At 73.6% G+C, this 20,035-nt stretch carries 16 protein-coding genes and 1 tRNA gene; 7 read left to right on the top strand and 10 right to left on the bottom strand.

Going from position 1 to position 20,035, the window contains the following annotated elements:
- Positions 1-94 precede the first annotated feature (94 nt).
- Entirely contained in the window at positions 95-784 is a 690-nt protein-coding gene (locus tag ACIRS1_RS26075; RefSeq protein ID WP_360217015.1) for a helix-turn-helix domain-containing protein, read from the bottom strand.
- Positions 785-1,037: 253 nt separating this feature from the next.
- On the opposite strand from ACIRS1_RS26075, the gene ACIRS1_RS26070 reads away from it, so the two are divergent.
- A complete protein-coding gene (locus ACIRS1_RS26070; RefSeq protein ID WP_402844016.1) occupies positions 1,038-2,522 on the top strand; it encodes an MFS transporter in 1,485 nt (494 codons plus the stop codon).
- Positions 2,523-2,694: 172 nt separating this feature from the next.
- On the opposite strand, the gene ACIRS1_RS26065 is transcribed toward ACIRS1_RS26070, so the two are convergent.
- Positions 2,695-3,243 carry a GNAT family N-acetyltransferase gene (locus ACIRS1_RS26065; protein WP_402843998.1) on the bottom strand — a complete coding sequence of 183 codons (549 nt, stop codon included), beginning with the start codon at positions 3,241-3,243 and terminating at the stop codon, positions 2,695-2,697.
- A 75-nt stretch (positions 3,244-3,318) separates the two neighbouring features.
- Between ACIRS1_RS26065 and ACIRS1_RS26060 the strand changes: the two genes are divergently transcribed.
- A complete protein-coding gene (locus ACIRS1_RS26060) occupies positions 3,319-3,954 on the top strand; it encodes a TetR/AcrR family transcriptional regulator (RefSeq protein ID WP_360217009.1) in 636 nt (211 codons plus the stop codon).
- Between the two features lie 295 nt (positions 3,955-4,249).
- On the opposite strand, the gene ACIRS1_RS26055 is transcribed toward ACIRS1_RS26060, so the two are convergent.
- Positions 4,250-4,325, bottom strand: a tRNA-Arg gene (locus ACIRS1_RS26055).
- A 634-nt stretch (positions 4,326-4,959) separates the two neighbouring features.
- Here ACIRS1_RS26055 and ACIRS1_RS26050 point away from each other — a divergent pair.
- The 5 genes from ACIRS1_RS26050 (at position 4,960) to ACIRS1_RS26030 (ending at position 10,558) form a co-directional block, all read left to right on the top strand.
- The gene (locus ACIRS1_RS26050) at positions 4,960-5,544 is read left to right on the top strand and encodes a single-stranded DNA-binding protein (RefSeq protein ID WP_402843995.1); all 585 of its coding nucleotides are present in this window, start codon (positions 4,960-4,962) and stop codon (positions 5,542-5,544) included.
- Positions 5,545-5,898: 354 nt separating this feature from the next.
- Positions 5,899-7,374 carry a Cys-Gln thioester bond-forming surface protein gene (locus tag ACIRS1_RS26045; protein ID WP_360217003.1) on the top strand — a complete coding sequence of 492 codons (1,476 nt, stop codon included), beginning with the start codon at positions 5,899-5,901 and terminating at the stop codon, positions 7,372-7,374.
- 216 nt (positions 7,375-7,590) lie between these two features.
- Positions 7,591-9,255 carry an energy-dependent translational throttle protein EttA gene (ettA, locus tag ACIRS1_RS26040; RefSeq protein WP_078881697.1) on the top strand — a complete coding sequence of 555 codons (1,665 nt, stop codon included), beginning with the start codon at positions 7,591-7,593 and terminating at the stop codon, positions 9,253-9,255.
- Positions 9,256-9,367: 112 nt separating this feature from the next.
- Positions 9,368-9,832: a thioesterase family protein gene (locus ACIRS1_RS26035; protein ID WP_360217000.1), complete on the top strand. Its 465-nt coding sequence runs from the start codon at positions 9,368-9,370 to the stop codon at positions 9,830-9,832.
- A 33-nt stretch (positions 9,833-9,865) separates the two neighbouring features.
- Positions 9,866-10,558 carry a hypothetical protein gene (locus tag ACIRS1_RS26030; RefSeq protein ID WP_360216997.1) on the top strand — a complete coding sequence of 231 codons (693 nt, stop codon included), beginning with the start codon at positions 9,866-9,868 and terminating at the stop codon, positions 10,556-10,558.
- A gap of 52 nt (positions 10,559-10,610) precedes the next feature.
- On the opposite strand, the gene ACIRS1_RS26025 is transcribed toward ACIRS1_RS26030, so the two are convergent.
- The 7 genes from ACIRS1_RS26025 to ACIRS1_RS25995 form a co-directional block, all read right to left on the bottom strand.
- Positions 10,611-11,060, bottom strand: coding sequence for a globin (locus ACIRS1_RS26025; RefSeq protein WP_360216994.1), 450 nt, complete (start codon positions 11,058-11,060; stop codon positions 10,611-10,613).
- A gap of 42 nt (positions 11,061-11,102) precedes the next feature.
- Positions 11,103-12,251, bottom strand: coding sequence for an ABC transporter permease (locus tag ACIRS1_RS26020; RefSeq protein ID WP_402843991.1), 1,149 nt, complete (start codon positions 12,249-12,251; stop codon positions 11,103-11,105).
- Positions 12,248-13,165 (bottom strand): ABC transporter ATP-binding protein, encoded by a 918-nt coding sequence (locus ACIRS1_RS26015; RefSeq protein ID WP_360216988.1) that lies wholly within the window; start codon positions 13,163-13,165, stop codon positions 12,248-12,250. Before ACIRS1_RS26015 ends, ACIRS1_RS26020 begins: the two co-directional genes overlap by 4 nt.
- Positions 13,166-13,300: 135 nt before the next feature.
- Positions 13,301-14,440: an FHA domain-containing protein gene (locus tag ACIRS1_RS26010; protein WP_402843987.1), complete on the bottom strand. Its 1,140-nt coding sequence runs from the start codon at positions 14,438-14,440 to the stop codon at positions 13,301-13,303.
- Between the two features lie 139 nt (positions 14,441-14,579).
- A complete protein-coding gene (locus tag ACIRS1_RS26005) occupies positions 14,580-15,935 on the bottom strand; it encodes a VWA domain-containing protein (RefSeq protein WP_387906031.1) in 1,356 nt (451 codons plus the stop codon).
- Positions 15,936-16,197: 262 nt separating this feature from the next.
- A complete protein-coding gene (locus ACIRS1_RS26000; RefSeq protein WP_360216980.1) occupies positions 16,198-17,502 on the bottom strand; it encodes a protein phosphatase 2C domain-containing protein in 1,305 nt (434 codons plus the stop codon).
- Between the two features lie 3 nt (positions 17,503-17,505).
- Complete coding sequence (locus tag ACIRS1_RS25995) at positions 17,506-20,034, bottom strand: tetratricopeptide repeat protein (protein ID WP_396317805.1); 2,529 nt, start codon at positions 20,032-20,034, stop codon at positions 17,506-17,508.
- Position 20,035 lies beyond the last annotated feature (1 nt).

Raw genomic sequence — 20,035 nt, 5'->3', positions numbered from 1 at the left:
ATGGCCACCCGACTGACCGCCAGCCCGGACAGAATCGGGCAATACCTCCGCCCGAAACTCCTCGCGGCAGCCTAAATCGGTATCGAACACCCTCTCAGGGCGCCGCCGTGCAGTAGCCGCCGAGGCCCCGTTCGACCAGCGCGTAGGCGCGGCGGGCCCGGTCGAGGGCGGCGGGCAGGGCGTCCGCGGCGCGCGCGCCGGTCAGCATCAGCCGCTGGTTCGCGGTGGTCAGCGTCAGCCTGGTGGCGATCAGCTGGGCCGCGGCGATCTGCGCGGTCAGCTCGTCGTGGGCCGGGTCCTGGGCGAGCAGTTCGGCGGTGAGCAGGTCCCGCGCCTGGTGGGAGAAGACGGCCGTGGCGCGCATCGCGAGCGCCGGGGTGCGGTGGATCAGCCGGACCACGTCCAGCACCACCTGGTCGTCGTTGAGGCCGGTGGCGGGGTCGAGCTGCTCGAGCGCGGCCAGGTACTGGTCGCGCAGCGCCACCACGGCGGAGCTGCCCGGGGCGCGTTCGCGCACCACCCGGGCGGGCTCGTCCAGGTGCTGCTCCATGGGGGCCATGACCAGGTCTTCCTTGGTCGGGAAGTAGTTGAAGACGGTCATCTTGGAGACGTCGGAGGCGGCCGCGATCTCGGCCACCGAGACCTGGTCGAAGTCCCGGGCGGCGAACAGCCCGACGGCGGTGCGCCAGATCCGGATGCCGGTCTGGATCTTCTTGCGCTCGCGCAGCGGGAGCGTGTCGAGGTCCTGATCGGAGCCGAGGCCGAAGTCGGTGCGTGTCGCCATGGCATGACTGTACCAGGATCAAAGATGTTCTGGGATGAAGATTGTGTTCGGATGAAGAATTGACCCGGTACAAAAATGCTGCCATGGTGAGGGCACGCCGCCGGCCGCACCGGTCCGGCCGGAACTCCACCGACCCAGGGGGGCTCGAACCATGGCGCGCACCGCCGCACCGACACCGGAACCGACCGCACCGACCCCGACGGCACAGGCCGCACCGACCGCCGCGCCACCGGCCCTGATGACCCCGGCTCTGATGACCCCGGCCCGGCGGAACCTGGGCATGCTGATCTGCCTGGTCACGATCGTGCTGGCCGTCCTCGACATGAACATCGTGTCCGCGGCCACCGTGCCGATCGTCCGGGATCTCGACCCCGTCCACGGCGTCGACCGACTGCCCTGGCTGGTCAGCTCCTTCGCCCTGGCCGCGACCGCCCTCCTGCCGCTCTACGGCAAGCTCTGCGACCTGTACGGCGCCAAGCGCGTGCTGCTCGGGGCCGTCGGCACCTTCCTGCTCGGCTCGGCGCTGTGCGGCGCCGCGCAGTCGATGACCGAGCTGATCGCGTTCCGGGCCCTCCAGGGCGTCGGCGGCGGGGGACTGATGAGCGTCACCATGGTGGTCATCGCCCACCTCAAGGACCCGGCCGAGCGCTCCGCCGGCAAGGGCGGTGCGATGGGAGGGATCGTCGGGGGGCTCGGGATGGCGGTCGGCCCGCTGGTCGGCGCGCTGTTCACCGACCACCTCGGCTGGCGCTGGGTCTTCTACGTCAACCTGCCGCTCGGCCTGCTCGTCCTGGTCGGCGCCGCCCTGGTCATCAAGCTGCCGCCGGCGGCCGGGCGCCGCGGCCTGGACTTCGCCGGAGCGGCCCTCGCCGCCGCCTTCGCCACCGGGCTGCTGCTGGTCACCGAGTGGGGCGGCAAGGACTACGCCTGGACGTCCCCGCAGATCCTCGGCCTGGCCGCCGCCACCCTGGCCGCGCTAGGCCTCTTCCTGTGGCGCCAGGCCACCGCGGCCGAGCCGGTGCTGCCGCTGTCGCTGTTCCGGATCCCCGAGGTGCGGCTCGGCTTCGCCATCCAGGGACTGCTCGGGATGGGCATGACCGGCTCCATCGTCTACGTGATGCTCTACCTGCAGATCGCCCGCGGCATCGCGCCGACCTCCGCCAGCCTGTACCTGATCCCGATGGCGGCCGGGATGACCGCGGTCGGCGTGCTGGTCGGCCGGCTGGCCGCCCGCGGCCACGCGCACCGCACCTTCCTGGTGGTCGGCGGCGGCTGCGCGACGCTCGCCCTGGTGCTGCTCGGCCTCAGCGGGCCGGCCACCGGCCTGTGGGCGGTGTGCGCCGAACTCGCGCTGCTGGGCTGCGGCCTGGGCCAGCTGGTCGGCCAGCTGATCACGGTCGTGCAGGAGGCCGCGCCCCGGCACCAGCTCGGCGTCGCGACCACCGGGATCCGCTTCTTCCAGACGCTCGGCAGCGCGCTCGGCGCGGCGCTGTTCGGCACCGTGCTGGCCCGGGCCTTCGCGGCGGGCGAGCCCGGCCGGCCGCTCGGTTCGCTCCGGACGCTCACCGGTGCGGCCCGCGAGCACGCGCTGCGCAGCTTCACGGACGCCGTCGACGTGGTGTTCCTGTCGGCGGGCGGGGTGATGGCGCTGGTCCTGGTGCTCGCGCTGCGGCTGCCGGCGGCCGAGCCGGAGCCGGTCGGGGCGGCGGAGGCGGCGGAGCAGGCCCTGGCGGCCTGAGCGCGCCGGTCGGGGTGCGCCGGACGGGGTGCGGTGAGCCGGGGGGAGGGGCGGTGCCGGGGCCCGGTGGACGAGGAGTCCACCGGGCCCCGCCGCGTTCGGGGCCGGGCCGGGCCCGCGCCCGGGCGGCGGTCCACTCCGTGGCCGGACGGGCCGGGGCCCGCCGCCGCTCTCAGGCCCGGGCCGCCCACTCCGAGGCCAGCAGCGACCAGATCTCCATGTCGCGGCGGACACCCCGGTACAGCGACTGCTCGCGCAGCACGCCGTCCAGCGTCATGCCGAGCCGCTGGGCGGCGGCCCGGCTGCGGGTGTTGTCCGTGCTGGTCCACCACTCGGCGCGGTGCAGGCCGCGGGTGACGAAGGCGTAGTCGAGCAGCCGGCGGACGGCGGCGGTGACCAGGCCGTGCCCCTCGCCGGCGGGCTCGGTCCAGACGCCGATCTCGCAGTTGCCGGCCTCGGTGTCGAAGGCCACGAACATCACGCCGCCGACCAGCGTGCCGTCCAGCCAGATGCCGTAGATCCGGCCGTGGTCGGCGGCCTGCTGGTCGGCGTAGCGCTGCAGGGTGGCGTGGGCGGAGGCCGGGTCGGTGGAGCGGGTGGCCCACGGGATCCACGGGTCGGTGTGGGCCCGGGCGCGGTCGACGTGGGTCAGGAACTCGGCCGCCTGCCACGGCTCCAGCGGGCGCAGTTCGGCGTTCTCGGCGAGCGGTACGGCAAACATGGGCGGGCCTTTCACGGGATGCGCGGTGTGCTGGGAACGATACATAACAAACGTTTGGTATGTACGATGGCCGGCATGACGCCCGCCCGTGGAGACCACGACGCCCGCCGCCTGGAGGTCTCCGAGGGGGTGTGGCGGGTGCTCTCCACGCGCGGCTTCGAAGGCCTGACCCTGCGCGCGGTGGCCGCCGAACTGGGCGCCTCCACCGGCTTGTTGACGCACTACTTCCCGAACAAGCGGGCCCTGCTGAGCCACGCCCTGGAGGAGCTCGACCGGCGTTCCGGCTCCCGGCCCCGGCGCACCGCCCCCGTCGACGGCACCCCGCCGCCGCCCGCCGGCCTGCCCCGGCTGCGGGCCGCCCTGCTGGACGTCCTGCCGCTGGACGCGGCGGCCGCGGCCGGCAACCGGATCTGGGTCGGCTCCTGGGACGTCGCGCTGGCCGATCCGGAGCTCGCTGCGGCGCACGCCGGCCGCTACGCCCGCTCGCGGGAGGCCCTCGCGGTGCACGTGGTGGACGCCCAGCGGCGCGGGGAGCTCCCGGCGGGCTCCGACGCCGTCGCCGTGGCGACCGCCGCGCAGGCCTTCGTGCTCGGACTGGTGGTGCAGGCGCTTTTCGCCCCGGGGGAGTTCCCGGCCGAGCGGCAGACCGCCCTGCTGGACGCCTACCTGGCCGGGCTGGCCGGCCCGGCCGCGGGTGGCACCGGGGGCTGAGGGGCGTCGGGGGTCGAGGACACCGGTCCGGGCGCGCGGGCGGCCGGGATCCGTCCGCCGCGAGAGCCTCCGGGAGAGCCCCCGGCGACGCTCTCCGGGTGCGGTCCGGCGGTGCCGGAAATGCACCCCGACGCGCTTTTTCGGAGCGGCCATGACACGCATGGTCACGACATATGCGCGGTGGGTGGTCGGAAATCGGCGGTGGACGCGCGGATTTCCCGCCGGGCGCCGGCCGGGCAATGCCGCGGCCGGCAATGCCGACGCCGGCCCGGCGGCCTGCGGGAATGGCAGGGCGTGGTGCCCCCAGCAGGATTCGAACCTGCGACCTACCGCTTAGAAGGCGGGTGCTCTATCCGCTGAGCTATGGGGGCGGGACGGGCCGTGCCCGGGTGGGCGGGACCGTGGCCGGGTTCGGGCGACGTGCGCCGGGGCGCGCGGGTCCGGCCCCGTGCCTGAGGGTGGGGGTGGGGGTTGGGTGGGTCCTCGCCCTGCCGGGGACAGGATAAGGGTGCCCAGTTCCTCGGCCGGGTGTGACGACACCGCCGTTGGTGTGTCGGTTCGGTGGAGCGGTCCGATAATCGCAGGTGAAGCCCGTGTGTGCAGCGGTCTGGCAGACTTCCGCGCCGGACGTTGTGCAGTCGTTACGGGGCTGCCGCCCCACCCGTTATGGATTTGACACGGAGAATGTGCCGCCTCCGGTGCGGGTGGGGGCCGACATTCGGCTTCCTCCGGTCGGATGACGTGCGCGGACGGTCGGGCGCGGGGCGTTCCGGAGGCCGCGGGTGGGGGCGGCGAGCAGCCCGTTTGTTGTCATGGCCGCGATGAGTCGGGGGCGAAGCGCTGCCGAAAGGCCGAAATTCACCCCTGCGGGTGACATCAGTTTTCCACAGGTGCGAGTTGTCCACAGGATTTCGGAACTCCCTCGCGGAGATTTCCCTCCTGGCGCACTCTCAAAGCGCGCCGGTCGATTCCGTACGGTGCATCGGCGAGAACGGAGAGTGTGCCGTGAGCGAGGCGTACGTGACGGTGACGGGCAATGTCGCGGCGGAGGTGAGCTACGGCGAAACGGGCGCCGGGGTGCCGATGGCGACCTTCCGGCTGGGCTGCACCGAGCGCCGCTACGACCGGGAGCGCGCGTGCTGGGTCGACGGCGAGACGCAGTGGCTGACGGTGACGGCCTGGCGGGCGCTGGCGGTGAACCTGATCGGCTCGCTGGCCAAGGGGGATCCGGTGCTGGTGAGCGGCCGGTTGAGGGTCCGCGAGTGGGGGGAGGGGGAGGCGCGGCGGACCAGGGCGGAGATCGACGCCCGATCGGTCGGACACGACCTCACCCGCGGTACCTCGGCGTTCCGTTGGGCCTCGGGTGCGCGCGGGCAGCCCCCGGCCGGTGCGGAGCCGGCCGGGGCGGCGGTCCGGGGAGGGGTCGTGCCAGGGTGGATCGCGGACGCACTGGAGGCGCGGAAGGCCTCGGTGGCGGCCCCGGCGCCGGGCCCGCCGGATTCGGCACCCCCTGTGCGGGCAGTGACGGGAACGCAGGTGCTGGTGTCCGAGGGGGAGCCGGAGGGTGGCGGTCAGGGGTCGCCGATCTGACCGGTCGGCGACCTGGACTGTCGACAAATATGTTGATCGAGACTGTTGTTGCGCCCGTACGCGCAATCTCGTCCGGATAACAGAAAGTGGCGAAGAGATTCTGGCTGATCGTCAGCTTGTGTGGAAACTGGGAGGGTTGATAACGATACAGATACGGAATCGTCCTGATTTCGCATGGGGGTTTCGGGGCCTGCGGGGCTCAATAGGATTCGTCTGGTTCATACCCGCAGCGGGCGCCACAGGGGGCGCCCCGCGGCAGGCAAGTCGGCGGGCTGCCGATCGGTGCGGCCCGGCCCGGAGGGATCCCAGATGTTCCAGAGGCAGACGCGGAGTCTCCCCCGCATAACCACTGTCATGCTCGCGACCAGCCTTGCGCTGGGTGGAGGCCTGTTCGCAGCCGGTACGGCGGCCGCGGCCGACACCCCGGGGTCGGGCGTGACCGCGGTGGTGCAGAACACCATGCTCGGCGAGAAGATCGACGTCGAGGGCGAGGGCACCGTCGACGGCGGCCTCTTCACGCTCAAGACCGCCGACGGTGAGCTGCAGACCTACTGCATCGACTTCGGCTTCCCGGTGGACATCTCCAAGAAGATCAAGTACCAGGAGTCGGACTGGGCCTCCAGCTCGCTCGGTGACAAGAACAAGGTCGAGGCGGCCGCCAAGATCCGCTGGATCCTGGAGAACTCCTACCCGCAGGTCAAGGACCTCGGGGCGCTCGCCAAGGCCGCCGGCGCGGGCAACCTGAGCCCGGAGGACGCCGCCGCGGGCACCCAGGCCGCGATCTGGAAGTTCTCGGACAACAAGAACGCCGTCCCGCGCAGCGCCGACGCCAAGAAGCTCCGCGACTACCTGACCGGTGCCGCCAACAAGGGCATCGCCGCCGAGCCCAAGCCCTCGCTGACCCTCAGCCCGGACTCGGTGTCCGGCAAGTCCGGCGCGAAGCTCGGCCCGTTCACCCTCAACTCCAGCGCCTCCGAGGTGAAGCTGGCCGTCAGCGGCGACTCCGCCGACAAGGTCAAGCTGCTGGACAAGGACAACAAGCCGGTCGGCGCCACCGTGACCGGCCCGATCGCCAAGGACACCCAGCTGTTCCTGGACGTGCCGGCCGGCACCCCGGACGGCTCGGTGACCGTGAACGCCAGCGCCTCCACCGTGGTGCCCAGCGGCCGCGTCTTCCTCAGCAAGGGGTACACCCGCGAGGAGCACAGCCAGACCATGATCCTGGCCGGCTCCAGCAAGCTCAACGTCGCCGACGCGGCCAAGGCCACCTGGAAGCAGGGCAAGGGCGCGCTGGTCGACAGCACCGCCAAGGTCGAGTGCGCCAACAACGGCGTGCGCGTCTCCGTCTCCAACGGTGGTGACGAGGCCGGCACCGTCACGGTCGGCAAGCAGCAGCTGACCGTCCAGCCGGGCAAGACCGAGAGCGTTCTCGTCCCGGTCGCCGAGAAGACGGCCTACAACATCACCGTCTCCGGCCCGAACGGCTACAGCCGCCAGTTCCAGGGCGTCCTGGACTGCAAGACCGGCACCGGCCCGACCCCGACCTCGGGTCCGTCGACCCCGGGCACCTCGGCCACGCCGACCACCCCGGGCACCACCGGCACCCCGAGCCCGGCCGGCACCCCGTCCGCCAGCGCCAGCACCCCGGCCGCCGGCCACCCGTCCCCCGCCTCCACCAGCCCGGCCCCGGGCACCGGTGGCCTGGCCCAGACCGGTGCCAATGACTCGACCCCGATCCTCGCCGCCGTCGCCGGTGGCCTGGTCGTGGCCGGTGGCGCCGCGGTCTTCGTCCTGCGCCGCCGCGGCCGCCACGGTCGCAACACCGCCTGACCCGCTCCGCGGGCCCGGAGGCACTGACCTCCTGAGGCCCTGAGGCGACACCCGGCCCGGCTCCCCGCACCCGCTGCGGGGGGCCGGGCCTTCGCCGTCACGGGCCCGATCCGGATACCCCGGTGGGGTCACCCGGCCGTTCGGGCCTCCCGGTCGGGTGCGGCACAATGGAACGCTGCAAGCCGAATACTCCCGACGACGCCGGAGCGATCTCACGTGGCGGAATACATCTACACGATGCGCAAGGTGCGCAAGGCTCACGGAGACAAGGTCATCCTTGACGACGTGACGCTCAGCTTCCTCCCCGGAGCGAAGATCGGCGTCGTGGGCCCCAACGGCGCCGGTAAGTCCACGGTGCTGAAGATGATGGCCGGCCTGGAGCAGCCCTCCAACGGCGACGCCTTCCTCTCGCCCGGCTTCACCGTCGGCATGCTCCTCCAGGAGCCGCCGCTGGACGAGTCCAAGACCGTCCTGGAGAACGTCGAGGACGGCGTCAAGGAGATCAAGGGGAAGCTCAACCGCTTCAACGAGATCGCCGAGCTGATGGCCACCGACTACTCGGACGCGCTGCTCGACGAGATGGGCAAGCTCCAGGAGGACCTGGACCACGCCGAGGCCTGGGACCTGGACGCCCAGCTGGAGCAGGCCATGGACGCCCTGGGCTGCCCGCCCGGCGACTGGCCGGTCACCAAGCTCTCCGGTGGCGAGAAGCGCCGCGTCGCGCTCTGCAAGCTGCTGCTGGAGGCGCCCGACCTGCTGCTGCTCGACGAGCCCACCAACCACCTGGACGCCGAGTCGGTGAACTGGCTGGAGCAGCACCTGGAGAAGTACAAGGGCACCGTCGTCGCCGTCACCCACGACCGGTACTTCCTGGACAACGTCGCCGAGTGGATCCTCGAGCTCGACCGCGGCCGCGCCTACCCGTACGAGGGCAACTACTCCACCTACCTGGAGACGAAGCAGTCGCGTCTCAAGGTCGAGGGGCAGAAGGACGCCAAGCGCGCCAAGCGCCTCAAGGAGGAGCTGGAGTGGGTCCGCTCCAACGCCAAGGGCCGCCAGGCGAAGTCCAAGGCCCGTCTGGCCCGCTACGAGGAGATGGCGGCCGAGGCGGACAAGATGCGGAAGCTGGACTTCGAGGAGATCCAGATCCCGCCGGGCCCGCGTCTGGGCAGCGTCGTCATCGAGGTCGAGAACCTCAACAAGGCCTTCGGTGAGAAGGTCCTGATCGACGACCTCAGCTTCACCCTGCCGCGCAACGGCATCGTCGGCATCATCGGCCCGAACGGCGCCGGCAAGACCACGCTGTTCAAGATGCTGCAGGACCTGGAGACCCCGGACTCCGGCAAGGTCAAGGTCGGCGAGACGGTCAAGATCAGCTACGTCGACCAGTCGCGCGCCAACATCGACCCGAAGAAGACCCTCTGGGAGGTCGTCTCCGACGGTCTGGACTGGATCAACGTCGGCCAGGTCGAGATGCCGTCCCGCGCCTACGTGTCGGCCTTCGGCTTCAAGGGCCCGGACCAGCAGAAGCCGGCCGGCGTGCTGTCCGGTGGTGAGCGCAACCGCCTGAACCTGGCGCTCACCCTCAAGCAGGGCGGCAACCTGCTGCTCCTCGACGAGCCCACCAACGACCTGGACGTCGAGACGCTCTCCTCGCTGGAGAACGCGCTGCTGGAGTTCCCCGGCTGCGCGGTGGTCATCTCCCACGACCGCTGGTTCCTGGACCGGGTGGCCACCCACATCCTCGCCTACGAGGGCGAGAGCAAGTGGTTCTGGTTCGAGGGCAACTTCGAGTCGTACGAGAAGAACAAGATCGAGCGGCTCGGCGCCGACGCCGCCCGCCCGCACCGGGCCACGTACAAGAAGCTGACCCGCGGCTGACACCCAGCCGTCACGGCGGTCCGGCAGACTGCCCCGCGAGGGGCGGTCCGCCGGACCGCGGCCCCGCCGCCGCCACCCGGCGGCGGGCGACCGGACGTCGAGGAGAACACCTGTGGCCCGCCACATCTACGCCTGCCCGCTGCGCTGGTCCGACATGGACGCCTTCGGACACGTCAACAACGTGGTCTTCCTGCGCTACCTGGAGGAGGCCCGGATCGACTTCATGTTCACCCAGGCCGCCGAGGCCGGCGCCGGGGAGTTCGCGGGCGGCTCGGTGGTGGCCCGCCACGAGATCGACTACAAGCGTCCGCTGGTGCACCGGCCGGAGCCGGTCACCGTGGAGACCAGGGTGACCCACATCGGCGGCGCCTCGCTGACGGTGTCCTACGAGATCAAGGACGTCGCCGCGGACGGCACCGAGACGGTGTACGTCCGGGCCTCCACGGTGGTCGTCCCCTACGACCTGGCCGAGGGCCGGCCGCGCCGGATCTCGCCCGTGGAGCGGGCGTTCCTGTCGCGGTTCATGGACGAACCCGCCCTGGACGAGAAGGCGGGCGTGGCCGCGGCCGCCGCCTGAGCACCGACCCCTACCGATTCGAGCTGACCAGCGTTGACCATCACCGCCCGTCTCGCCCTCACCGATGCCGGCGGGGCCGCCGACCTCGCCGCCTTCCTGCAGCGGCTGCTGCGCTTCGACCGGGCGGCCGCCGTCCGGTTGCAGGCCGTGGCCCCGGCCGCGGAGGACGGGGTGCTGGCGGTGTTCGGGCGGCTGCCGCTGGGCGGTTCGGGCGCGCTCGCGATCCGCACCTCCCGGCTGACCGGGCTGGGGGAGCCGGTCGACCTGACCGTCTCGGCCGGCCGGCTGCTGGACGGCGTGGACGACGGGGCGGGCACCGTCGCGCTGCCGGCGCCGGTGACCGGCCCGGCCTGGGCGGGGCTGTTGCCGCCGCGCACCGGCTGGCGCCCGGTCGGGTCGCCGCCGGCCGCCGAGGTGTACCCCGAACTGATGGCCGGGGTGCGGGAGTTCCGCGAGCGCAGTGAGGCCGTCCCGGAGCACCACCGCAGCCGTGCGGTGCTGGACGCGCTGGCCGACGAGATCTGGTCGCGCCCGGTCGGTGCGCTGCCGGAGCTGCCGCTGCGCGCGGTGCACGCGGCGCACGTGATCGGCTTCCTGAAGCCCGGTTCGCCGCTCACCGTGCACCGGGCGGGCGGCTGGCTGCGGTTGAGCGCGCCGGCCGGCTCGGTGGCGGTGCGGACGGCGGCCGCGCCCGGCGCGGGCCTGGGGCTGAGCCCGCTCCGTTAGCCGCGCGGGGGCGCCGCTGCGGCGCGAGCCGGAAGGGCCGGATCCGGCCGGATCAGCCCGGGGTGTTGATCATCGAGGCGGCGGCGTAGGTGAGATAGTCCCAGAGCTGCTGCTCGTCCTCGGCCGGCAGGGCCAGCTCGTCCACCCCGGCCCGCATGTGCTTCAACCAGGCGTCGTGCGCGGCGCGGTCGACCTTGAACGGCACGTGCCGCATCCGCAGCCGCGGGTGGCCGCGCTGCTCGCCGTAGGTGCGGGGGCCGCCCCAGTACTGCATCAGGAAGAGGGTCAGTCGCTCCTCGGCCGGGCCGAGGTCCTCCTCGGGGTACATCGGCCGGAGCAACTCGTCCTCGGCGACGCCCTGGTAGAACCGGTGGACCAGCCGCCGGAAGGTCGGCTCTCCGCCGACCCGCTCGAAGAAGGTCTCCTCGCTCAACGTGCCTCGCCCGATCTCTGTCACCCGACCATGGTCGCAGACGCCGGCGGGGCCGTACACCGGGACCATCGGCGTACGACCCCGTGCGGCGGGCTCATCCGGACGCGGTGGCTACGCGTCCTCCCACGTGAACAGCTTCCAGGCGACGCCGGTCAGCACGGCCGCGAAGGCCAGCAGCCCGCCCATGGTGGGCAGGGCGTCCATGACGCCGCCGCCGCGGGTGAGCACCGACTGGGCGGAGGTGACCAGGTAGTGCAGCGGCATCACCTTGGAGATGGTCTGCAGCCAGCCCGGCGCGCCGTCCAGCGGGAAGAACGAGCCGGACAGGAAGGACATCGGCAGGACGATGACCTGGGAGATGCCGTTGGCGGCCTCCTCGGTCTTGGCGACCGAACCGGCCAGCAGCCCGATCGACATGAAGGCGAGGGTCGCGCAGGCCACCAGCGGGATGACCAGCCACCAGTCACCGGTGAGCTTGAGCCCGAAGAAGCCCGTGGCGACCACCAGGAAGACGGCGCTCTGCAGGAGCGCCGTCAGCAGCGAGACCACGATCCGGGAGCTGACGACGGTGCCGGCGCTGATCGGGGCCAGCCGCAGACGGCGCAGCACCTTGGTCTTGCGCCAGTTGACCAGGGTCAGGGCGGCGCCGAAGACCGCGCCGGTGGCGACGGCCCAGCCGAGCAGGCCGGGGGTGAGGAACTGGATCGGCTTGAGCGACTTGTCCTCGACCTGCTGGGCGTCCAGCACGTAGGCCGGGGGCTTTCCGGTGGCGGCCTGGTTGGCGCTCTGGACCACGGAGTCGAGGATGCCCCGGAGGGCGCCGGCCCGGACGGCGTCGGCGGCGCTGTACCGCAGCTCGACCCTGCCGTCGGGCCCCTGCTCGATCATCGCGTCGAAGTCGCCCTTGCGGACCTTCTCCAGGGTGCCGGCCTCGTCGTCGGTCCGGGTGATGGTGAGGACCGCGTTCAACCCGGTGCGGGCGTCGCCCTGCATCGAGTCGAACAGCTGGACCGCCCCGACCTGCGCGACCTTGGCGTGCGGGCTGCCGGTGCCCTTGCTGACGGTGCCGAAGAAGACCAGGAACACCAGCGGGAAGAGCAGGATGAAGAAGGTCGCGGTGCGGTCGCGCTTCATGCCGAGCAGCATGGCGCGGGACAGGCTCCAGAACGCGCTGACGCGCTCCCGGCCGGCGCCCGCCTCGCCGGTCGGACCGCCGCGCTGGGCGGGCACCTTGGTGCCGGTGGACGTGCTGGGGGTCATGCCCGGTACTCCCGTCCGGTCAGCTGGAGGAAGACGTCCTCCAGGGTGGCGCCGCGCACCTCGAGGCCGCGCAGCGCGTTCTGCTCGGCCAGGACGCTCAGGACCGGGGCCGGGAGGCGGGTGGAGACGGCCAGCGTGACGGTGTCGTCGTCCAGGGCGGCGATCTCGGCGCCGGCCGCGGTGAGCAGTTCGCGGGCCCGGTCGGCGGTGAGCTGGCCGGAGGCGACGCTGATCCGGACGGTGTCGTCGATCTCGCGGATCAGCGCGGCGGGGGCGCCGGTGTGCAGGATCTTCCCGTGGTCCATGATCGAGACCCGGTCGCAGAGGACCTCGGCCTCGTCCAGGTAGTGGGTGGTCAGCACGACCGTGCGGCCCTCGGAGTTGATGTCCCGCAGGAGGTCCCAGAGGTTGCGCCGGGCCTGCGGGTCGAGGCCGGTGGTGGGCTCGTCCAGGAAGACGAGCTCCGGGTCGTGAGCCAGGGCGCAGGCGATCGACAGGCGCTGGGCCTGGCCGCCCGACATCTTCTCGGTGAGGGTCTCCGCCTTGTCGGCCAGACCGACCCGCTCCAGCATCGCGTCGGCCCGTCGGGGGCCGACCCCGTAGAACGAGGCGAAGGTGCGGATGGTCTCCCGGGCCGTCAGTTTCCGGAAGAAGGCGGAGGCCTGGAACTGCACGCCGATGCGCGGCAGCAGTTGCGGGTTGCGCGGCCAGGGTGCCATCCCCAGCAGCTCGACCCGGCCCTCGTCCGGTTCGCGGACTCCTTCCAGGATCTCCATGGTGGTGGTCTTCCCGGCGCCGTTGGGCCCCAGGATCCCGTAGAACTCGCCGGCCTCGACGGTGAGGGACACCCCGTCGACGGCCTGCACATCCCCGTACCGCTGACGGATTCCGTCGGCGGATATAGCTGCAGTCATGTGCCCAGAGCGTAGGGGCATCCGGTGGGGCTGTGCAGGCGTGGCGCAAGCGATTTGAAGATCATTTTGCTGAGGCCGGGAAACGCGTCGGGCCGGACGGACGCGGTGGTCCGTCCGGCCCGGTCGGGCCCGGCGTCAGGCGCGGTGCACCGTGATGGTCGTCCAGGCGCCGACGTGGATCCGGTCGCCGTCGTTGAGCGGGACGGCGGTGTGCGGGGTGATCGGCTCCGCACCGCCGTTCACGGTGGTGCCGTTGGTGGAGTCCTGGTCCACCAGCACCCAGCTGCCGTCCGCCTGTTCGGCCAGCAGCGCGTGCTGGTGCGAGGCGCCCGGGTCCTCCGGCGGCACCGACAGGTCGATCTCCGGGACCGTCCCGCGGTGCTGGCTGCGCCGGCCGATCCGCAGCTGGCCGCGGCCGGTCAGCGGGACGCGGCGCTCCGGGCAGTACGGGGGGAAGAACAGGCCGGCCGCCTCGGGACCGCTGCGGGCCATCATGTCGGTGAAGTAGTCGCGGTCGGCCGAGACCACCGCGATCCAGTTGGCCCGGACCGGCTCCGCCGGGGCGGCCTCCGGCTGGGGCTGCGGCGGGGCGAGGTGGAACGAGGTGCGGAAGTCCCCGCCGGCCTGCCCGTTCTGGCCGGGCGGCTGGGCGTAGACCGGGCCGGAGTCCTCGCGGGCCGGGGCCTCGGGGAACGCGCCCTCGGGCGGCGGGTAGCCGTAGGTGTGCGCGGGCACGGGGGCCTGCGGCTGCTGCGGCTGGAGCTGCTGCGGGAGGGGCGCCGGCTGCGGGTGGCCGTGCTGGGGCGCGCCGTGCTGGGGCTGGGCGTGCTGAGGGGCACCGTGCTGCGGCGCGCCGTGCTGGGGCTGGCCGTGCTGGGGCGCGCCCGGCTGCGGGGCGCCGCCGTACGCCGCCGGGATGTTCAGCGGCGGGGGCTGGGCCGGGCCCGGCGCGGGGACGCCGGCCGCCGGGGGCTGGCGGCGCGAGGGCGTGGAGAGCTCGTAGTCGTACCCGCACTCCTCGCAGAACCGCCCGGTCTGCGGGCTGCGGCAGATCGGGCAGACCACCAGGCCCTCGGTGAGGTCCGGGAAGCCCTGCGCGGGCGGCGGCGGGTAGGCGCCGGGCTGCGGGTGGGCCCCCGGCGGTGCGGGCGGGGGCGGCAGCGGGGCGCCGTAGGGCGTCCCGCCGTGCTCCGGGTGCCCGGCGGGGGCTCCGGGCGCGGGGTGGGCCCCGTGCGCCCCCGGATGGGCCCCGGGCGCCGGGGCGGGCGGAGTCATCGGAAAGCCGCAGAAGTCGCACCAGTCCTCGGCCTGCGACTCATGGCCCCTCGGGCAGATCGGCATCAGTTCCCCCTCACATCGAGCCGGCTTGGGGCGGCGTCGCACCGGGTCGTCGGCCCGGTCACGTCTTCAGCGGTCACTTCTTCACACGCACCGTCTTGGTCGACCGGGTCTCAAGGGTCATCGAGTCGGCCTCGCTCACGTTCTTACGGAACCGAACGGTACCCTCCTTCGGGTCGACCACGTCGACCACCTTCTGCAGCAGTTTGTAGGTGCCCTCGTTCCCGGTCGCGTGCGCGATCCGGACGGCGGCGCCCAGCTTGGCGGTCGCGGTGTCGACGTCCCCGGCCCGGTGGGCCTCCAGGCCCTCCTGGATGGAGGAGGCGAGCTCGGCCTGCCCGGTGTAGTGGGCGACCTGCGGGCTGATCCGGGTGGAGGAGGCCAGGTCGTCCGTCCAGACCGCCTTGACGAGCCCCTGCGAGAGCACCTCGGGGGTGCCGCCGCCGACCTGCGGGGGCAGCACCAGGCTGATCCGCGCGGCGAGCATCTCGTTGCCGACCGAGGCGGCCGGGACCTCGACGCAGACGTGGTAGTCGCGGCTCTCGTCGCCCCAGGAGCCGGTGGGGTAGTCCCCGGCCCGGGGGCCGGCCTCGGCGCGCCGGGCGGTGAGGTCCTCGACGCTGGGGGCGACCTGCTTGACGAACCTGACGGTGGCGTTGGCCGGGGTCCAGATCCGCAGCGCGACGTCGGCGACCTGCTTGCCCATGGCGCCGGCCATCATCGAGCGGAAGTCCTCGGCCAGGCCGGACGGTTCGGCGACGATGTCGACGGTGCCCAGCAGCGCGGAGGAGATCTTGCGCAGCTCGTCGATCCGCCAGTCGGTGCCGACGCCGCGGCAGTCGGCGGTGAAGTGGCCGCCGACCCGCTCGATGGTGCGCTCCAGGTCGGCCGCGGACTCGTGCTCGTTGTTGCCGTCGGTGAGCAGGACGGCGTGCCGGATGGTGATGTCGCGGCGGGTCAGGAAGAGCTGGTCGGCCTTGGCGAGCCAGCTGCCCATGGCGGTGCCGCCGGCCGCGGTGAGGCGGCGCAGGGCCTCCTTGGCGCGGCCCCGGGTGTCGGCGGAGGCGGTCGCGAGGGTGCCGTCGCCCGGGTAGATGTCGCGGGCCTCGTGGGTGCCGGCGACCACGGCGAAGGCGGTGCCGTCGCGCAGCGCGTCGATGGCGGCGGCGGTGGCCTCCCGGGCCCCGTTGATCTTGGTCTTGGGGTAGTCCATCGAGCCCGAGCAGTCGACCAGGATCACCACGGCCGCGGCGGCGTCGGCGCCCTGCTGGGCCGCGTCCGAGAGGCCGAGCGGGCGGCCGCCGGAGGTGCCGCCGCCGGTCGCGGTGACGGTGACGATGGCGTTGACCTCGCGGGCGCCGTCGGCGAGGTACTCGTTCTGGAAGATGTCCACGTCGAACCTGGGCAGGTTCGGCTTCGCCAGTGTTGCCATGGGCCGGTGGCTCCCGTCAGGTGGTCGGTGCAGGTCCGTGCGGCTTGGTGCGGGGCGGTGCAGTGCGGGTCGGTGCGGACCGGTCCGTGCGGTCGGGCGCCGCGGGGCCCCCCCCCCCGGGGGGGGGCCCCCCCCCCCGCGCCCCCCGCCCCCCCCGGGGGGGGGGGGGGGGGGGGGGGGGGGGGGGGGGCGGGGGGCGGGGGGGCCCCCCGGGGGGGCCCCCCCGGGGGGGGGGGGCCCGGGCGGCCGACGCGGCGTTCCGTCAGGCCGTCGGCGGGTGCGGCGGCTGGGGCGGGACGACCGGGGCCGCCGGAGCGGCGGGTGCGGCCGGGGGGACCGCCGGGGGTGCGGGCGGGGTCGGCGGCAGCGGGGCGGCGGGGGAGCCGATCACCGGGAGGTCGGGCAGGGTCGGATCGTGGTCCTCCTCGTCCTCGCCGGCCGGGGCGCCCCGCGGGACGACCACGGGCAGGTCGAGGGCGGTGGCCGTCCGCTCGTCCTCGTCGTCGCCGACCGCGCGGGCCGGCGGGTCGATCGGCAGGACGGCGACGGTGATGTTGTCGTGGCCGCCGGCGGCGACCGCGAACTTCACCAGGGTCTGGGCCGCCGCGAGGGGTTCGGTGCGGGCGTCCGGCCGGACGTAGTACGCCAGGTCGGTGGCGGCCTCGGCGTAGTTCCACAGGCCGTCGGTGCAGATCAGCAGCACCCCGGGGACGTGCGGGGTGAAGTCGAGGGTGTGCGGGACGACCTCCTCGGCGTCCGCGCCGAGCCAGCCGGTGATGGCGTGGGCGCGCGGGTCGGCGTAGGCCTCGGCCTCGCCCATCAGCCCGGCCTCGACCATCCGGGCCGCCCAGGAGTCGTCCTGGGTGAGCCGGAACGGCTCGGCGGCGGCGCGGTCGTCCGGGATCCAGTAGGCCCGGGTGTCGCCGACCCAGCCGATGGTGATCCGGCCGCCGGACGCTATCGCGCTGACGTAGGTGCAGGCCGGCGCGTTGAGGTCGGGCCGGGCGGGCCCGGCGCCGTCCGCGGCGAGGTCGGCGACGGCCCGGGCGGCGTCGGCGATGGCCTGGCGCATCGCGGCGGTGGGTTCGCGGCCGGCCTCCAGGGAGGTCAGCAGCGATTCGGAGGCGGCGTCGACGGCGGTCTCGGAGGCCTCGTCGGGGCGGTCGGAGGAGGACACGCCGTCGCACACCACGGCGACCACGACGGGCTCGCCGCCGGGCAGCGACGTCGCGGCGACGGTGAAGGAGTCCTCGTTGCGGTGGTGGCGCACGCCGCGGTCGCTGACCCCGGCGACGCCGCCCAGCGACTTCTCCATGTGGTCGCGCGGGCGCGGCTGGGCCCGGCCGCAGGCCTCGCAGTAGCCGTCGGGGGTGACCTGCGGCCTGCCGCAGTGCGCGCAGCCCGGCCCGTGCTGCGGCGGGACGGTCTCGCCCGGGGCGGCGGTCCAGCTCGCGGGCAGTGCGCCCGGGGCGGGCCGGCCGTCCCGGCCGGCCCCGCAGGCGCCGCAGAAGGCGTCCTCCGGCTCCATCGGCTCGGAACAGCTCGGGCACACGGTCTGCTGTGGCATCGGCTACACCCACGTCCTGGGGCGGGCGCGGTTGGCCCGCTCCACCATCTCGATCCTGGTCTCGGTCCGGTCGGCCAACCGGGCGAGTACCCGGTATGACTGTTCCAGGGCGAACCGCAGTTCCCGCTCCACCGCGGGACGTCCGAGCACCGTGGGGGCGCCGGCCTGGGCGGCACCGGTCGAGCCCGCGGTGACCCAGCCGAGGGCCGCCCCGAACAGTTCGACGGAGAGCTCCTCGCGGCGCCGGTCGTCCAGCCGCAGCGCGGTGAGCTGCGCGGAGCTGGCGCCGAGGTCGGTGGCCAGCGGGTCGGTGGCGGGCCGTTCGCGCAGGCGGGCGCGGACGGCGGCGATCCGGGCGGCGGTGTACTGGCTGGAGGTGGCGGGGACGGACTCCAGGGCCCGGACGGCGCCGGGTCGGTCGTCCTCGGCCAGGCGGACCCGGGCGAGCCCGAACGCGGCGCTCAGGTAGGCCTGGTCGGTGGTCCACACCAGCCGGTAGAACTCGGCCGCGTCGCCGCCGTCGCCGAGCAGTTCGGCGCAGACGGCCAGGGCCAGCTTGGGTGCGGCCTCGCCGGGGAAGGCGTCGTACACCGCGTCGAAGGCCTCCGCGGCGGCCCGTAGGTCCGCGGGGTTCCCGCGCGTGCCGTCGCCGTCCCCGTCGACCGAGGCGACCAGGGCGACCAGCCCGCGGTACCAGACCACCCGCCAGTCGTCGGGGTGGTCGTTCTCCAGGGCGCCGAGGGCGGCGGTGGCCTCGCGGTGGCGGCCGAGTTCGAGCTGGGCGCGCAGTTCGCGCAGTCGGCTCTCGACGGAGAAGGCGGGCGCGCCGGCCAGGGCGGTGAGCGCCTCCTCGGGGTCGGTGGCCAGCAGGGTGGCGAGGAAGCCGGCGTTGGGGTCGTCCGGGTCGACCCGGGGGACGGGCAGGGCGAGGGCGGCGGCGGCCGGGTCGAGGGCGGTCACCAGGAGTTGCCCGGCCTGCTCGGTGGGCATCACCAGTTCGGTGTCGACGACGCGCAGTTCGGGCCCGAAGAGGGTGGACTGGGCCGGTCGGGGGCGCTCGTCCTGGAGGGCCAGGATCTCGCGCAGCACGCCGGTGAGCTGGTCGGCCATCTCCTCGGCGGAGGAGAACCGGCGGGCCGGGTCCGGGTCGGTGGCGCGGACCAGGAAGCGGTAGTAGGACTCGTAGCGGGCGAAGACCTCGACGTCCTCGGGGCCGGGCAGGGTGTCGCGGAACCGCCCGGTGTAGCCCTGGAAGTCGAAGGTGAGCACCGCGAGGGTGCGGGCGACGGTGTAGAGGTCGGAGGCGGGGGAGGGGCCGTCGGTGGCGATCTCCGGGGCCTGGTAGCCGACGGTGCCGTAGATCGGGCCCTCGTCGTCGAAGCGGCGGACGGCGCCCATGTCGATGATCTTCAGCGTGTCGCCGCTCTGGATCACGTTGTCGATCTTGAAGTCGCAGTAGACCAGGCCCCGGCCGTGCAGGTAGCCGAGCGCCGGCAGCGCCTCCAGGGCGTACGCGATCGCCTGCTCGACGGGCAGCGGCTCGCGCCGGTCGTCCGCGGTGCGGCGGTCGTTGGCGATGTCCTTGAGCGACTTGCCGCCGACGTACTCCATCACGATGTAGCCGTCGGTGGAGCCGGTGCGCAGGTCCGGGTGCTCGGCGAAGTTGATGATCCGGACGATGTTCGGGTGGTCCACCTCGGCCAGGAAGCGCCGCTCGGCGACGGCCGCGGCCAGCGCGTCCTCGTCCCCGGTGTCCAGCAGGCCCTTCAGCACCACCCACTTGTCGTTGACCCGCCGGTCCACCGCCAGGTAGATCCAGCCGAGCCCGCCGTGCGCCAGGCAGCCCACCACCTCGTACTGCCCGCCGACCAGGTCCCCCCGGCGCAGCTTGGGCGTGAACGAGTACGGGGTGCCGCACTTGGTGCAGAAGCCGTCCGGCCGGCCCGGCCGGCCGCCCTTCTCCCGGCCCACCGGGGACTCGCACTTGGAGCAGAACCGCTTGCGCTCCGGCACCTGCGGGTTCTCCAGCACCGCCTGCGACGGGTCGGCCGTCTCCACCGTCGGCACGGTGACCAGGCCGGCGCCCAGCCGGTTGCGGGTGCCGGCGCTGCCGCTGGCGCGGGTGCTGCGCACCGAGACCGAGCGGCTGCTGCCGGTGCGGGTCGAGCGGTGCGAGCGGGAGCGGCCGGACATCGAACGGGCCGATCCGGTGCGGGAGGAGACCGAGCGGACCGAGCCGCTGCGCCCCGAGTCGGCGGAGACCCGGGCGGAGGGCAGGTGGGGCCGGGTGGCGCCGGTGTCGCCGGCGGGCGGGGTCAGGCCGCACTCGTCGCAGTAGCCGTCGGCGTCGATGCCGCCGGGGCAGTCCCGCGGGCAGGGCGAGCCGGGGCCGGCCACGGCCGGGGCGGCCGGGGCCGCCACCGGGGGCAGGGTGCCGCCGCCCGCCGGGGCGAGCCCGCACTCGTCGCAGTAGCCGTCCTCGTCGATCCTGCCGTCGCCGGAGCACTCCGGCCGTACGCACGTCCCGCCCATC

The organism is Kitasatospora sp. NPDC101176, assembly GCF_044768035.1.
Lineage (GTDB): Bacteria > Actinomycetota > Actinomycetes > Streptomycetales > Streptomycetaceae > Kitasatospora.
The sequence above is the reverse complement of the archived record's forward strand: the minus strand, read 5'-3'. Positions and strand labels throughout refer to the sequence as shown.

Bases quoted from the DNA above. Each gene is read 5' to 3' on its own strand.
- ACIRS1_RS26075 (WP_360217015.1), bottom strand. From the start codon at position 784: ATGGCGACACGCACCGACTTCGGCCTCGGCTCCGATCAGGACCTCGAC.
- ACIRS1_RS26070 (WP_402844016.1), top strand. From the start codon at position 1,038: ATGACCCCGGCCCGGCGGAACCTGGGCATGCTGATCTGCCTGGTCACG.
- ACIRS1_RS26065 (WP_402843998.1), bottom strand. From the start codon at position 3,243: ATGTTTGCCGTACCGCTCGCCGAGAACGCCGAACTGCGCCCGCTGGAG.
- ACIRS1_RS26060 (WP_360217009.1), top strand. From the start codon at position 3,319: ATGACGCCCGCCCGTGGAGACCACGACGCCCGCCGCCTGGAGGTCTCC.
- ACIRS1_RS26045 (WP_360217003.1), top strand. From the start codon at position 5,899: ATGCTCGCGACCAGCCTTGCGCTGGGTGGAGGCCTGTTCGCAGCCGGT.
- ACIRS1_RS26025 (WP_360216994.1), bottom strand. From the start codon at position 11,060: ATGGTCCCGGTGTACGGCCCCGCCGGCGTCTGCGACCATGGTCGGGTG.
- ACIRS1_RS26020 (WP_402843991.1), bottom strand. From the start codon at position 12,251: ATGACCCCCAGCACGTCCACCGGCACCAAGGTGCCCGCCCAGCGCGGC.
- ACIRS1_RS26015 (WP_360216988.1), bottom strand. From the start codon at position 13,165: ATGACTGCAGCTATATCCGCCGACGGAATCCGTCAGCGGTACGGGGAT.
- ACIRS1_RS26010 (WP_402843987.1), bottom strand. From the start codon at position 14,440: ATGACTCCGCCCGCCCCGGCGCCCGGGGCCCATCCGGGGGCGCACGGG.
- ACIRS1_RS26005 (WP_387906031.1), bottom strand. From the start codon at position 15,935: ATGGCAACACTGGCGAAGCCGAACCTGCCCAGGTTCGACGTGGACATC.
- ACIRS1_RS26000 (WP_360216980.1), bottom strand. From the start codon at position 17,502: ATGCCACAGCAGACCGTGTGCCCGAGCTGTTCCGAGCCGATGGAGCCG.
- ACIRS1_RS25995 (WP_396317805.1), bottom strand. From the start codon at position 20,034: ATGGGCGGGACGTGCGTACGGCCGGAGTGCTCCGGCGACGGCAGGATC.